Genomic DNA, 14,897 nt, shown 5'->3' with positions numbered 1-14,897 from the left:
GAGCAGTTGGCTTTTAACCAATTGGTCGAAGGTTCGAATCCTTCACGACCCACCACTGAATGCTCCATCTGTATGGGTCGTTAGCTCAGTCGGTAGAGCAGTTGGCTTTTAACCAATTGGTCGAAGGTTCGAATCCTTCACGACCCACCATCCAGAATATCTTCTGCAAAAATATTAAGTCTGATATCTCCAAGCAACATAAATAACCAAGCTAATTTAGCTATAGCTTTTCTACTTTTGTCTCATAGACCTATTGCCAATGTTTCAATTCTGTTAAACATCGGATAGTGCTTCTTGCTAGCTCAATCTGTCTCGGCTGTTGTGCGTTTTGCCGGGTGGATTGGCATAACAACAAGGAGACAATCCAAGATGAAACAAGCAAGACTCACAGGGGTGTGCGCTGCAACCCTTCTGGCACTGGGCGGTTTGGGGACGGCTCAGGCATCGGTATTGGACAAAACTGACGTGGAGTTTGGCGGCTATCTTAAGGCCGATATCATGTTCAGTGATTACGGCAATGGTGCACCCGACTCCAACAACGTCTCACGTCAGTTTTACGTGCCCGGCGCCATCTATGGAGTAGATGGCAACGGCAATCAGGTGACCGACTTCCAGGCTCGGGAAACCCGTTTTAACTTCAAGACGGTAACAGATCTCGACGGCCATACTCTCACCGGCTTTATCGAGCTGGACTTCATGACGCATACTGATGGTGATGAGCGGGTATCCAACAGCTATTCACCGCGCATTCGTCACGCCTTTATCAGCTATGACAACTGGACCATAGGCCAGACCTGGACCACCTTTATGAACCCGGGAGCACTGCCGGAAAACCTCGACTTTGTCGGCGCCACCGAAGGTACCCCCTTTGCCCGTCAGGCGCAGTTGAGATACAGCAATGGCGGCTTTCAAATCGCCATCGAAAATCCGGAAACTACCATTACTCCCTATGGCGGTGGCAGCCGGATCACTAGCGGCAACGGGGTGATGCCGGATCTTATCGCCCGTTATAACTTCAAAACTTCAGGTGGCGCCAGTTTTTCTGTGATGGGGATGCTGAGGCAGCTCGAACTGGAGACTCGTATCGCTAATCAGGATATAGACAGCACTGAGCTCGGCTATGGCGCCAGCGTGGCCGGGATCATCCCTGTGGGCCGAGATGATATCCGTTTCACCGCCACCTATGGCGAAGGCCTGGGCCGCTATGTGGCGCTGAACTTTGCCAATGGCGCGGTACTGGACAACAATAACGATCTGCAGGCGATAGAATCCTACTCAGGCTTTGTGTCTTATCGTCATTGGTGGAACGAGCAGTGGCGTTCAAGCCTTACCTTGTCCGCTTTCAGCGCCGATAACGACGTGTCTCTGACCGGAGGCACGGCTAACAAGGAATCCTATTCAGGTTATATCAACCTGCTTTACTCGCCGGTGAAGGCACTGACCTTTGGGGTAGAGTATATGTATGCCAAGAACGAGCGGGAAAATGGCACAGATGGTGAGCTTAACCGGGTCACCTTCTCGGCCAAATACGTGCTCTAACCCTTGTTGCGACCGGGAGCTGTGACTCCCAATTTATGATTCCTATTTATACTCTTAGCCAAGCCACCTCAGGGTGGCTTGCTTTATTCGGTGGCTTAAATATCCAGGCAATGGCGAAATCTGCCTCAAAGGTTTAGGGGCTGTAATAAATGACATGGTTTCCCTTCATTGCAAATTCCGGTCATAGAGGTTCATCAACGGCATAAACGGGCTATGACCGATTTAGTTGCTGATTGTTGCGTCTAGCTTGCCAAACACTAATTCGCTATTCATGCCATTGATAACATGTGAAAAGTCATTCTTCACATGTTAATGCTTCGGGGGCAACAGGAGAGATAATTGAAATGTAGGGGCAGCTTACATAGGTAAACCGTTTAAGCCGCTCCAGGGGATTCAAGCTGAAAGTAAAAAAAATGCCCCTCCAGGAGGGGCAATGAGGAGGAAGTACGCTTTTACTCTGTACGGTTGAGCCGCGACTCAATCAGAGTATCAATCACGGCTGGGTCGGCCAGAGTTGATGCATCTCCAAGGTTGGTAATCTCGTTGGCCGCAATTTTGCGCAGGAAGCGGCGCATGATCTTGCCGGAGCGGGTCTTGGGCAGGCCGCCGGCAAACTGGATAAGATCCGGGGTCGCCAGGGCGCCAATCTCTTTGCGCACCCATTGTCTCAGCTGTTGTCTTAGCTCTTCGGTGGCTTCTATGCCCTTGGTCAGTGTGACATAGGCGTAGATCCCCTGGCCCTTGATGTCATGGGGATAACCTACAACGGCGGCCTCGGCCACCAGATCGTGCGCCACTAGTGCACTTTCAATCTCGGCGGTACCCAGACGGTGACCGGAGACGTTAATCACGTCATCGACCCGGCCGGTGATCCAGTAGTAGCCATCTTCATCACGGCGGGCACCGTCACCGGTAAAATACATGCCGCGGAAGGTTTTGAAGTAGGTCAGGGCAAAGCGCTCATGATCACCGTAAATTGTGCGCATCTGCCCCGGCCAGGAATCCAGCATCACCAGGTTGCCCTCGGTAGCGCCTTCCAGAATATTGCCCATGTTGTCGACCAGCGCAGGTTGCACCCCGAAGAAGGGGCGGGTGGCCGAGCCAGGTTTGGTATCCGTGGCGCCGGGCAGCGGGCTGATTAGAATGCCGCCGGTTTCGGTTTGCCACCAGGTATCGACAATCGGGCAATGTTCATGACCAATCACCTCGTGATACCAACGCCAGGCCTCAGGGTTGATGGGTTCGCCCACAGAGCCCATGATCCGCAGCGAGCTGCCGTCAAACTGGTCAAACTGCTCCTTGCCTTCAGCCATCAGGGCTCGGATAAGCGTAGGCGCCGTGTAGAGTATGTTTACCTGATGGCGGTCAATCATCTCGCCCAGGCGGGCAGGGCTTGGGTAGTTGGGCACACCTTCGTGGATAAGCACTGTGGCGCCATTGGCCAGCGGGCCGTAAATCATATAGCTGTGGCCGGTGATCCAGCCCACATCGGCGGTGCACCAGTAGACTTCGCCTTGCTTGTAATCGAACACATATTCGTGGGTCATGGAGGCATATACCATGTAGCCGCCTGTGGTGTGCAGCACTCCCTTGGGGTTACCGGTGGAGCCTGAGGTGTAGAGTAGGAATAGCGGATCTTCGGCGCCCATCTCTTCCACTTCGCAATGCTCGGAAGCGGTTTCGGTCAGCGATTCCCACCAGACATCACGGCCATCGACCCAGTTGATATCATTGCCGGTGCGTTTGAGCACTATCACCTTCTCAACCGTGTTGACATCCGCATGGGAGAGCGCCTCGTCGATATTGCGCTTGAGCGGGATAGCCCGGCCGCCGCGCAGGCCTTCGTCTGCAGTCAAAATCACCTTGGAGCGGCCATCTATGATGCGTGAAGCGATGGAATCCGGGGAAAAGCCACCGAATACCACGGAATGTACGGCGCCGATGCGGGCACAGGCCAGCATGGCGATAGCAGCTTCCGGCACCATAGGCATATACATGGTGACCACGTCACCGCGGCGCACGCCCTGGCTCTTGAGGGCGTTGGCAAATTTGCACACTTCTGTGTGCAACTGGCTGTAGCTCAGGGTGCGTTGATCTTTGGCATCATCGCCTTCCCAGATGATGGCGGTTTGGTTGCCAAGTTTTTCCAGATGGCGGTCGAGGCAGTTGGCTGAGGCGTTCAGCGTGCCGTCGTAGAACCAGTTGATTGATAGGTTGTGATCGTCAAATGAGGTTTTCTTGACCTTGGAATAGGGCTTGATCCAGTCGATACGCTTGCCATGTTCACGCCAGAAACCTTCGGGGTTAACCACGGACTCCTGGTACATTTTCTTATATTTTTCATCATTTACCAGTGCATTGGCCGCAATCGCTGCGGGCACTTTATAAAGAGACTGAGTACTCATTGGGCTTCCCCTTGTTTTTATCATACGTGAGCCAAAGTATGGGTTGCTTGGCTGTGCTGTCTCTATTAGACATTGGTCTAGTGATGAAAAAATGTTATTTATTAATCGGTTATTGCGTTTAAAACGCACAGCTTGAAGTGCTTGAGCCGACGTTGTTTTTTAAGGTTTTAGCGGGTTTAAATCGGTATCCAATAAAGGTTTTTTGCCCCCAATGGGCGCCCAATAAGATGCAGAACGCCGCAGAGGTTCATCAAACCCCTTGGCTGGTGTAATCTAGCCGGGATAACAACAGTTGCCGACGGATACGGCGACAATAAAGAGAACCCTATGAATTTGACCCTTTTTGTGGCGGTGATCGCCGTCTGTTATGTCTGTTTGCTGTTCCTGCTTGCCTGGGGCGCGGAGCGTTGGTTCAGTGGTGTCACCCGCAGGTTACAGAAATGGATCTACGCCCTCAGCCTGGCGGTATATTGCTCTTCCTGGAGCTTTCTCGGCACGGTTGGCCAGTCGGCCAATGACTTTTGGTCCTATCTGCATATCTTTATCGGCCCCATCATCATCTTTACCCTGGGCTTTGGCATGTTGCGCAAAATGGTGGTGGTGTCCAAGGCGCAAAATATCACCTCGGTGGCCGACTTTATCGCCGCCCGCTATGGCAAGTCGCAGCCGCTGGCGGTGATCATCACACTCATTGCCCTGTTTGGCATCATGCCCTATATCGCGTTGCAGCTGAAAGCCATGGTATTCAGCCTAAGCCTGTTCCAAAGCCCGGATGATCCGCTCGATGGCGCCAAAGTCGCGCTTATCATCGCCGTGCTGCTGGCCATCTTCGCCATCCTCTTCGGCACCCGCAAACTGGATGCCACCGAGCATAACCCGGGGATGATGCTGGCTATCGCCTTTGAATCCTTGGTGAAACTGGCCGCCTTTGTGTTGGTGGGCGGCATAGTGGTCTTCGGGGTGTTCGGCGGCTTTGGCGACCTCTGGAACCAGGCCAGCGCCAAGGGGGTAATAGTCAATCCCAATCTAAGGCTTGAAGCGCTGATGCCCGAGCTGATAGTCGGCATGGCGGCTTTTCTCTGTATGCCGCGGCAGTTTCACGTCATGGTGGTCGAGGCTGAAGGCGAGCAGACTCTGTCCAAGGCGCGCTGGTTGTTCCCTCTCTATATCGGCCTGTTCGGCCTGTTTGTCGGGCCGCTGGCACTGGCGGGCAAGGTGCTGCTCGGCGACAGTGTCTCTGCCGATACCTATGTGATCAATCTGCCGCTGGCGCTGGACGCACCTTGGCTGGCGATAGTGGCGCTGCTGGGAACTCTCTCGGCTGCCACTGGCATGGTGATAGTGGCTGTGGTGACCATCAGCGTGATGATAAGTAACGAGTGGCTGGTGCCGGTACTCTTGCGTACCGGGCAGATCCGCCGCAAGAACTTCAGCCAGTTTTCCCAGCAACTGCTCTATGCCAGACGTCTCTCCATCGCGCTGATCCTGGCTTTCGGGTACTTCAGTTACCTGAGCTTTGACAGCAGCGATTCTCTGTCCAACCTGGGCATGCTGTCTTTCGGCGCCTTTGCCCAGTTGGCACCGGCCTTGGTGGGCGGGCTCTACTGGAAACACGGTAATCGCGCCGGGGTGTTTCTCGGCATGGCGGCGGGCTTTGGTCTGTGGGGCTTTTTGCTGCTCAAGGGCTCGGGCGTCTGGGAAGGCGTGCTGGCAGGTCAGTTTGAACTGTTAAAGGCGCTGAAGCCCAATGTCAACGATACCCTGTTGGCACTCGGCGCCAACCTGATTGGCTATATCGGCGGCTCTATCTGGCTGCGCGCTGGCTTGGTGGAGCGTATTCAGGCCAGCGCCTTTGTCACCCCGGGTGAACTCAAAAACACAGGCAATCGTAAGACGGGCCCCATCAGTCAGCAGGACTTGTTGATCCTGGCGAGCCGCTTTGTCAGCCCGACCCGGGCCTATGAGAGTTTTTCGCGTTTTTCTGCCGATGCGGTGCGCAGCGACAGCTGGCACAAGACGGCACCGGCCGAGCTTATTGCCCATACCGAGCACATGCTGGCCGGGGTGCTGGGGGCTTCCAGCGCCTCTTTGGTGATGGACTCAGTGTTGCAGGGGCGGGATCTGGCCCTCGATGAAGTCTTCAGCCTGGTGGATGAGGCCTCGTCGAAGATTATTCTCAGTCAGGACATGCTGCGCGCCGCGATAGAACACGCCTACGAGGGTATGAGCGTGGTCGACAAAGATCTCAACCTGGTGGCCTGGAACTACCGCTATGCAGAGCTTTACAACTATCCGGAGGATTTCCTGCAACCGGGAATGCCCATCAGTGAGGTGATACGTTTCAATGCCTCCCGTGGCTACTGCGGCCCGGGGGATGTGAACGAGCATGTCGAGCGCCGGGTACAGCATATGCGTAACGGCACCGCCCACAGCTCAGAGCGGCGCAGGCGCGATGGCAAGGTGATCAAGATTCAGGGCAATCCCATGCCGGACGGCGGCTTTGTGATGACCTTTACCGACATTACCCAATATCGCGAGCAGCAACAGGCGCTGGAGCAGGTGAATGAGACCCTGGAGGCCAGAGTCAAGGAGCGCACCTATGAGCTGGCGCTGCTCAACAGCAAGCTGCTCGAAGCCAAGGCCCAGGAGGAGATGGCCAACGCTTCCAAGAGCCGTTTCCTGGCGGCGGTGGGGCATGACTTAATGCAGCCGCTCAATGCGGCCAGGTTGTTTACCGCCTCTTTGAGTCAGTATCCTGGGCTTGACAGGGAAGGGCGGCTGACCCTCTCCCATGTCAACAGCTCACTGAAAACCGCCGGTGAACTGCTGACCGATCTGTTGGATATCTCCAAGCTGGATTCCGGCATGGTGGAGGTAAAACGGCGCGACTTTGCCATCTCCGAAGTACTCAACACCCTGGCGGTGGAGTTTGAGGCCATGGCCAAAGACTGCCAGATCCATTTTGCCATGATGCCCTGTAGCCTGACGGTCAATTCAGACCCTTCACTGCTGCGGCGGGTGCTGCAGAACTTTCTCACCAACGCCTATCGTTATGCCAAGGGCGGACGGGTGCTGATGGGCTGTCGCCGCCGCGGCAGCGAGCTTGAGGTGCAAGTGCTGGATACCGGCTGCGGCATCGAAGCCGGGCAGCTTAGGGAGATATTTCACGAGTTCAAGCGCCTGGATAACCCCCATTCAAACAGTGTCAACGGCCTGGGGCTTGGTCTGGCGATAGCCGACAGAATAAGCAAGGTGCTGGAGCATGATATCCGCGTATCTTCGGTGCAGGGCAAGGGCTCTGTATTTGCCATTCGGGTGCCGCTTGGGGCCACTGTCAGCGTGCCGCAGCCCAAGGCCATTTCTTCTGTGTTGCAGCCGCTCGCCGGGGTCAAGGTGCTGTGTATCGACAACGAAGAGGCTATCCTTGCCGGGCTCGAAAGCCTGTTGAGTCGCTGGCAGTGCGAGGTGATCTGCGCCCGGGATCTGAGTGATGCCAGGATCAAGCTGGGGCTCAAAGGGGTGGCGCCGGATATCATGCTGGCGGATTATCATCTGGATAAGGGCCAAAACGGCGTCGATGCCATGGATGAGCTCAGGGCGCTGTATGGGCAACATCTGCCCGGCATTTTGATCACCGCCAACACCCGCAAGGATCTGGTGGAGGATGTCGAGCGCCGCGGTTACCACTATATGGCCAAGATGATTAAACCGGCGGCGCTCAGAGCTTTGATCTCAAGCCTGGTGAAGAAGGCGTAATTCACAAGTTCAGTGAAATAGCCTATGGAAACGGGGCCTGATTAATAGCCGATAAATCAGGCCCCGTATTTTATGGGGTTATTTCTGTCTGTGCCTGTGTCTGTATCGGTGTCTGTGCTTGCGCCGGAACCCCGGCGTATCCTTCCACTCGCCAGGGGCGATAAGCCAGGCCATAACTCAAGGTCGCCATGGTCCAACCGATAAGGGCGCTGGCGATATCGTGGGATAAAAAGTGGGCGCCGCGAAACTCCTGACACAGACTGAACACAGCGCCTATCAGCAATACCGCGCCGAGTAACTTAAAGCGCCATTTTGGCTTCAAGACCAACGCCAGATAATAAAGCCCCATCCAGGCAAAGGCGCCGCTGGAGTGGCCGCCGGGAAAACACTGGCCCAATTCAGTGTCAACGCTCAGGCTCATGGGGAAGGGCAGATAAGGCTTTTGGCCACCAAATAGACTGAGATCCCAGGGACAGGCAACATTGGTCATGCTCTTGCCGATACGCACCCAAAGCACGGTTGCCAGGGCGCTTATAAACAACATCAGCAAGGGCCGGCGCCAGCGCTTCATTGAGGCTTTGAAATTGCTCAATACCAGGGTCGACAGCAACACAGCTGCCGCCAGCACCACCAGATCCCGCCCTCCTGTGTGCAGCAGTTTGTCTGCGACAAAGGCATGGCGCCAGGGCCAGGCCGTGTTGGTGCCCTCAAATGCCAACATCCACTGTGCCAGCAACAGGTCGGCATTAGTGATGTGCAGCAAGATAAGCACGCCAAGTCCTACCGATAACGGCAACAGCAGATGATGTTTGAACCAGTGTTGAAAGCTCAGCGGGTGGCTTGCAATGGGCATTGTGTTTCCTGTGACATAGTGCGAGTTGAGACAGAGTCGCAGCTGAGATCTGCGAAATAAAAAGCCTGAAAAAGCGGGCGTTGAATTCATGGCGTTGAACTCACGGCCCGGCTGGTGGATAGGAATTATTCTGGCCGGCTCAGGTTAAGGTCTGCTTAAGGCCGGGGATTTTTGTCTCATTCGCCCGGAATGGCGTATTGCAATGAGTTGAAACAAAACCTTTTTTGCGTATTTTTTTACCACTGGTTATGTTACAGGGGTAGCTCTGCTATGGCGCTGGTTAAGTTGCGGTTTTGGCGGGGGATCCCCACAGGTTTGCTGGTATTCAAATACAAGGAACAGGAATGAAGCTCAATAAACTCTTTTGGCTGACGGCCCTTGCGCTCGGCAGCCCCAATTTGCTGGCTGCCGAGGCCAAACTCCTGCGGGAGCCGGATCTTCGCGGTGATACTCTGGTATTTGCCTACGCCAAGGATATCTGGAAAGTGTCGCTCAAGGGCGGCGAGGCGGTGCGCCTCACCAGTTTCCAGGGCCAGGAGATGCAACCCAAGCTGTCGCCGGACGGCAAGTGGGTGGCCTTTACCGGCGACTATGAGGGCAATCAGGATATCTACCTGCTGCCGATTGCCGGTGGCGAGCCCAAACGCCTGACCTTCCACCCGGATGTGGATCAGCTGGTGGGCTGGAGCCCGGACAGCAAGTCGGTATTGCTGCGCTCCGGCAGGGCCAATGCCCCGAGAGGCTGGCAGCAGCTGTTTACCCTGTCCATAGAGGGCGGCAATCCCAAGCCTTTACCCATGAACCGCGCCTTTGACGGCAGTTTCTCTGCCGATGGCAAGCAGCTGGTTTACCGGCGCGCCGGTCTTTGGGATCCGGGTTGGCGTAACTATCGCGGCGGCCAGAATCAGCCGCTCAGGTTGATTTCGCTCGATAGCCTGGAGGAAAAAGATCTGCCCTGGGACAACACCCAGGATCTCGAGCCCCAGTGGCACGGCGACTATATCTATTTCCTCTCCAACCGCTCCCAGGTCACCAATATCTTTCGGGTCGCGGCCAAGGGCGGCGAGCCGGAACAGGTGACTCATTACCAGGATGCCGATGTCAAAGGCTTTACCCTGGATAACGACACTCTGGTATACGAATACCGCGGTGAGCTGGTGAAAAAATCGCTGGCTAACACCAATTCCAACGACAAGGGCGAAGCACTGGCCATCAGCCTGCATGCCGATTTCCCCTGGGTGCGGCCACGCTTTGAAGAGGTCGAAAAGCAGATAGAGTCGGCGGCCATTTCGCCTACCGGTAAGCGCGCCCTGTTTGTGGCCCGCGGCGATGTATTTACCGTGCCCGTGGAGCATGGTGATGCCCGTAATCTTACTGAAAGTTCAGACAGCCGCGAAGTAGGCGCCGCCTGGTCCAACGGCGGCAAACAGCTGGCCTGGTTCTCCGACAAGAGCGGCGAATATCGCCTGGTGATAGCCGATCAACTCGGCAAGCCGCAGCAAGAGATTAAACTGGCTGAGAAGGGCTTCTATAGCGGGCTTATCTGGTCGCCCGATGATAAACAGCTGGTGTTCAGCGATCAGCGCCAGCAACTCTGGCTGGCAGACTTGTCCAAGGGCAAGGCGCAGGTTATCGACAGCCAGCCGGTAGTGAATCCCGACTGGGAAATGGCCCCCAGCTGGTCGCCTGACAGCCGTTATCTGGCCTACAGCAAGCAGGATGACAGCTTCTTCCGCAGCCTCTACCTGTTCGATACCCGCAATAATCAGAGTAACAGAATTACCCAGGGCATGGCCGATGTGCGTTACCCAGTGTGGGACAGCGCCGGCGACAAGCTCTATTTTGCCGCCAGTACCGATTATGGCCCTCACGCCGCCTGGTTGGATATGACCTCGGTTGCCTTCACCCCGACTTACGGCCTCTATACCATGCTGCTCAATACCCGCACCGAGGCGCCCATGCTGCCAAGAAGCGACGAGGAAGAGGGCAGCGGTACTGAAGAGGAAGCCAAAGGCTCAGATGCGCCGCCTGCGGTGCGAATCGATCTCAACGGTATAGCGCAGCGGGTGCTGCCTCTGGGTGAAAGCGGTAAAATCCACAGCCTGAGCGCCGGTAAGCCAGGTGAGCTGTTCTATATGCAGGACTTGGATGAAACCACAGAGCTTCGCAAGTACAGCACTGAGGAACGTAAGGCCGATACCCTGGCCGGTGATGTCGATGAGTATCATCTGAGCCACGACGGCGAGAGCCTGCTGGTGAAAATCGGCGACAACTGGCAGCAATTTGCCGGCGCCGCGCCCATGGGGGACGATGCCAAGACCCTCAACGTCAAGCTGACGGCCCGTATCGATCCCAAGGCCGAATGGCAGCAAATCTTCCGCGAAGCCTGGCGTTTCCAGCGTGATTACTTCTATGTCAGTAATCTGCACGGCGCCGATTGGGACGCGGTATACAAGGAGTTCCAGCCACTGGTCGCCCATGTGCGCCACGGCGCCGACATGACCTATCTGCTCGATAACATGGGCGCCGAAACCTCTGTGGGCCACTCCTTTACCAATGATGGCGATCTGCCGGAAATTGCCGACAACCGCACCGGTCTGCTCGGCGCCGATGTTGAGGCGACCGACAAGGGTTACCGCTTCAGCCGCATCTATCGCGGCGAAAACTGGTATCCGGCTGACCAAGGCAGTGCGCCGCTGGCCCTCTATCCCCAGGTCAAGGCGGGCCAGTATCTGCTGGCAGTCAACGGCAAGCCGCTGGATAACAAGGCCAACTTCTATCAGGCCTTCCAGGGTACTCTCGGTAAACAGACCCGTCTCAGCATCAGCCCTGATGGCAGCGATAAAAAAGCCTTTGAGGTGACTGTGGTGCCAACGGCCAGCGAACAGGCATTGAGACGGAACGCCTGGGTCGAGGATAACCGCAAACGGGTGGATGAAGCGTCCGGCGGCAAATTGGCCTATGTTTGGGTTCCGGACACGGGTGAGAACGGTTTCAGTTACTTCAACCGCTACTTCTTCGCCCAGAATCAGCGCCAGGGCGTGATCATAGATGAGCGCTTCAACCACGGCGGTTACATTGCCGAGTACATCATAGATGTGCTGCGCCGCGAGCGTAACGGCTACTTCAATAACCAGATGGCCGGCGATCACCCCATGACCAGCCCGGGCAGTGGTATCTGGGGGCCCAAGGTGATGCTGATCAACGAAGTCTCCGGCTCGGGCGGCGACATGCTCCCTTATATGTTCCGCTATTACCAAGTGGGCAAGCTGGTGGGTAAACGCACCTGGGGTGGCCTGGTTGGCATCTGGGGCGTTCCTTCCCTGATGGATGGCGGCCATATCACGGCGCCGCGTAGCGGTTTCTTCAGTATCGACGGCCAGTGGCGGGTAGAGAACGAAGGTGTGGCACCGGATGTGGAAGTTGAGCAGTGGACCAAAGACACAGCCAAAGGCATAGATCCTCAGTTGGAAAAGGCCATCGCTATTGCCTTGGATGAGCTGAAATCTGCCGCGCCGGTGAAGCTGCCGCAGCCCGCCGATCCTGTGCGGGTGCCTCAGGTGAAATGACTTTGATTAAATCGCTCTGATGAAATAGCTCAGGGGAAACTAGCCCAATAACTTGCGCCGCTTGCCTTAGTCTTACAGGCAAGCGGCGCTTTCTATTAGGAAACTATCAAAACTCAGCCAATTATTTTGCAAAAAATAACCAAGACAGGCTTTTATGGCTTTTGTCGAAAACTTGACCTTGGGCTAATTGTTTTAATAAACTGTACTGGGTATTGTGTAACTAATTCAGTTGCTTATCTTTAGCCTTTACTTAAGCTGGAAGCTGTTGCATTTTTCTGTTTTCAGCGGAATTCAGGGACGAACAACCTTTGCGCCCGTGCGGTAGCTATGAGGGTTACTCAGCTTTTGTAGAACGCTTGCTCATCGAATAAAGATAGTAGCTATGATTAACTTGGCGCTTCAAATCAGTTGATCTAAAGGGCTTACGGTTCCGGCATAGTGCTGGCCAAGCACATGTGTGTATATTTGGGTTGTTTTCAGATCATTGTGCCCCAACAGCTCTTGGACGCTTCTGATGTCTCGGCCAGCCTGCAACAGATGAGTAGCGAAGGAATGCCTGAAGGTATGGCATGTGACCCTTTTCGCAATACCTGACTTGATTACTGCGGCGCTGAGGGCTTTCCGAATGACGCTTTGATGTAAATGGTGTCTACACATAGTCTGTGTGTAAGGGTGTTGGCTAATGGCCGTTGAGGGGAAAACAAACATCCATCCCGGACGTCTATATGCAGAGGGATACTTACGCTCCAGAGCGTAGGGTAAAGATGGGCCAATTCCTCTTTCGTTATCACGCGACTGTAAAGTATGAGCTTGTTCCATAAACACAGGTAATTGAGATGCACAGCGTTGGCTTAATATCGTCTGCCTGTCTTTACGTCCTTTACCGTCCCGTATGGTTAAGGCCAATTGAACGAGATCAATATCCTGGATCCGTAACCTAAGGCATTCAGATACTCTGAGTCCACTGCCATAGAGTAATTCAATGATCAACCTGTCACGCCCGCACAACTGCTGAAGGATGAGCTTGATTTCATCCGGGTGCAATACTGTTGGGAGTTGTCGTTGCTTACTGGCGTAACGAAAACCTAAGTTGCCAAGTTCTTGATGCAAGTGCTTGTGATATAAGTAAACTAATGCATTCAACGCCATCTTTTGGGTATTGATTGCCACATTACGTTGGTTGGCAATGTAACTCAAAAACTGGCCAACTTCGTTCGTTCCCATAGTCTCTGGGTGGCGTTTATCGTGAAATAGAATAAAAGCCTTGATCCAATAGAGATAGGCTTTCTCAGTCTTAACACTGTAACCGCGCATCCGCATGGTTTCCCGAACAGAAGTTAAAAAAGGACTTGGACTGGTCATTGCGAGCACCTGGGTACTGTTTTTTTATACAGTATTATTGAGGTTTTGACAAAATGCCCAGAAATTTGGAGATAATTTTGCGCGTTATTTCTGCAACATCAAAAAAACAAATTAAAATTCATAAAGATATAAAACCATTTTGGTAGATAATAGGTTTGGAAACCGCGCATGCGCGTTTTGCTGCAAGGGATATTCGGGCTAAACTCTATTATATTTAACTAATACAAAGAGATAGCGATGCGCGTTTACACTCCTCCGATGACTAAAACGCGCATGCGCACTATACAGCTGTTATATTTTTATTGGGGTTAAGCGTATGGAAATGTCTTTAGTTGTCTCTATATTGGCTCTGCTAGCGGCTTGTTTATCTGCACTTTATGCCCGATGGTCAGCTAATCAAGCCAAACGAGCTAACGATATTGGTAGGTTAAATGCCTTACTTGCTATGAAACAGCATTATCTTAAGTTAATCGAACATCAGTACAAGTTAGCAGACACTTTACAATCGAGTTCAAGTGGCATGCAGGCAGTGAGAGAGAAAGTAGCGGAACTTGATGATAAATTACGTGAAGTGAACGCACAAATAAGTAGTTACCACGATAAGATTGTAGAAAACAAAATATAACAAAGCATTTAAGACGGATTCCCAACGCTCGGCATTTTTGGTTTGCTTCAACTTCGGTGGTTACGGCATCATACTTTAATCTCGGTGGTCTGCGTTGCTCACCACTTAATGCGGCGTTATAAGCCGTGGGAGGTGCAAGTTGAATAAAGTGCTCATAGGGAAAATTAATGCGGGCAGCGTGTTTATTTCTTGGTTCGGCTTGCTATGTTTTTTCATCTGGTTGACTTATGCATTAATCACAGATGACAGCACCTACGACTATACCGTTTTACTTACAATAGGACTCACCGTTGTATTCGGTCTGGTTCATTTCGTTACAGCTTTTTGGGTACGCTGCCCACACTGTAATAAGTGTTTAACCATTCAGGGATTTAAAGAGCCACATCCAGATTCTAGTGGTGATTGGGGTGCAGTCGTGTTCAAGTGGTTTAGTGGTCGCGTGGTTTGTATTCACTGTGGTAAAACGGTGGATACAAATGGCTTATAACAAGTTAAAGCATCGAAAATATCAAGCCACCCACTGTAAAACAATCACTTAATCTTCTTTCTGTCTGTATTCAAGCACCGTTAGGGGATTTGAGTACACTGAGGTTGAACGATATCCATGAGTTGCAGAGGTTTGATGAAATCGAACCGATTTCACGCAAAAATGCGAGATTTGAACAGTGTTAGCCCAACCCATGGTTCAGGGGATTTCAACGACTGTGGTTGAGATAGCGTGGGGTTCAGGCCGTTTGAAAGTACTGGCAACTGGTTGCAAAATGCCGTCGTCGCTTCTCCAAGTGTTC

Annotated in this window: 8 protein-coding genes and 1 tRNA gene; 6 read left to right on the top strand and 3 right to left on the bottom strand. The window is 53.4% G+C overall.

The features are described 5' to 3' along the window. The first annotated feature begins 74 nt into the window (after window positions 1-74). Both CX651_RS18890 and CX651_RS18885 read left to right on the top strand, forming a co-directional pair. Window positions 75-150: transfer RNA gene (locus CX651_RS18890), tRNA-Lys, on the top strand. A 219-nt stretch (window positions 151-369) separates the two neighbouring features. Further along, window positions 370-1,539, top strand: coding sequence for a DcaP family trimeric outer membrane transporter (locus tag CX651_RS18885; protein ID WP_101057588.1), 1,170 nt, complete (start codon window positions 370-372; stop codon window positions 1,537-1,539). Window positions 1,540-1,991: 452 nt separating this feature from the next. Here CX651_RS18885 and acs read toward each other — a convergent pair whose 3' ends face one another. Continuing rightward, window positions 1,992-3,944, bottom strand: a complete 1,953-nt coding sequence (gene acs, locus CX651_RS18880; protein WP_101057586.1) for an acetate--CoA ligase — start codon at window positions 3,942-3,944, stop codon at window positions 1,992-1,994. Between the two features lie 327 nt (window positions 3,945-4,271). On the opposite strand from acs, the gene CX651_RS18875 reads away from it, so the two are divergent. Further along, window positions 4,272-7,700 carry a hybrid sensor histidine kinase/response regulator gene (locus CX651_RS18875; RefSeq protein WP_101057585.1) on the top strand — a complete coding sequence of 1,143 codons (3,429 nt, stop codon included), beginning with the start codon at window positions 4,272-4,274 and terminating at the stop codon, window positions 7,698-7,700. A gap of 70 nt (window positions 7,701-7,770) precedes the next feature. Here the strand turns inward: CX651_RS18875 and CX651_RS18870 are convergent, their stop codons facing one another. Next, window positions 7,771-8,553, bottom strand: coding sequence for a phosphatase PAP2 family protein (locus tag CX651_RS18870; RefSeq protein ID WP_157822701.1), 783 nt, complete (start codon window positions 8,551-8,553; stop codon window positions 7,771-7,773). 344 nt (window positions 8,554-8,897) lie between these two features. On the opposite strand from CX651_RS18870, the gene CX651_RS18865 reads away from it, so the two are divergent. Then, window positions 8,898-12,122, top strand: a complete 3,225-nt coding sequence (locus CX651_RS18865) for a S41 family peptidase (RefSeq protein WP_101057582.1) — start codon at window positions 8,898-8,900, stop codon at window positions 12,120-12,122. A gap of 399 nt (window positions 12,123-12,521) precedes the next feature. Here the strand turns inward: CX651_RS18865 and CX651_RS18860 are convergent, their stop codons facing one another. Then, complete coding sequence (locus CX651_RS18860; protein WP_101057580.1) at window positions 12,522-13,484, bottom strand: integron integrase; 963 nt, start codon at window positions 13,482-13,484, stop codon at window positions 12,522-12,524. Window positions 13,485-13,800: 316 nt separating this feature from the next. Between CX651_RS18860 and CX651_RS18855 the strand changes: the two genes are divergently transcribed. Both CX651_RS18855 and CX651_RS19925 read left to right on the top strand, forming a co-directional pair. After that, entirely contained in the window at window positions 13,801-14,109 is a 309-nt protein-coding gene (locus tag CX651_RS18855) for a hypothetical protein (RefSeq protein ID WP_101057579.1), read from the top strand. Window positions 14,110-14,248: 139 nt separating this feature from the next. Further along, complete coding sequence (locus CX651_RS19925; protein WP_146226014.1) at window positions 14,249-14,596, top strand: hypothetical protein; 348 nt, start codon at window positions 14,249-14,251, stop codon at window positions 14,594-14,596. The last annotated feature ends 301 nt before the right edge of the window (window positions 14,597-14,897 follow it).

It is taken from the genome of Shewanella chilikensis (assembly GCF_002836945.1).
GTDB lineage: Bacteria > Pseudomonadota > Gammaproteobacteria > Enterobacterales > Shewanellaceae > Shewanella > Shewanella chilikensis.
This window is presented reverse-complemented; position numbering and strand designations above follow the sequence as displayed.

Bases quoted from the DNA above. Each gene is read 5' to 3' on its own strand.
- acs (WP_101057586.1), bottom strand. From the start codon at position 3,944: ATGAGTACTCAGTCTCTTTATAAAGTGCCCGCAGCGATTGCGGCCAAT.
- CX651_RS18860 (WP_101057580.1), bottom strand. From the start codon at position 13,484: ATGACCAGTCCAAGTCCTTTTTTAACTTCTGTTCGGGAAACCATGCGG.
- CX651_RS18870 (WP_157822701.1), bottom strand. From the start codon at position 8,553: ATGCCCATTGCAAGCCACCCGCTGAGCTTTCAACACTGGTTCAAACAT.
- CX651_RS18865 (WP_101057582.1), top strand. From the start codon at position 8,898: ATGAAGCTCAATAAACTCTTTTGGCTGACGGCCCTTGCGCTCGGCAGC.
- CX651_RS18855 (WP_101057579.1), top strand. From the start codon at position 13,801: ATGGAAATGTCTTTAGTTGTCTCTATATTGGCTCTGCTAGCGGCTTGT.
- CX651_RS18885 (WP_101057588.1), top strand. From the start codon at position 370: ATGAAACAAGCAAGACTCACAGGGGTGTGCGCTGCAACCCTTCTGGCA.
- CX651_RS18875 (WP_101057585.1), top strand. From the start codon at position 4,272: ATGAATTTGACCCTTTTTGTGGCGGTGATCGCCGTCTGTTATGTCTGT.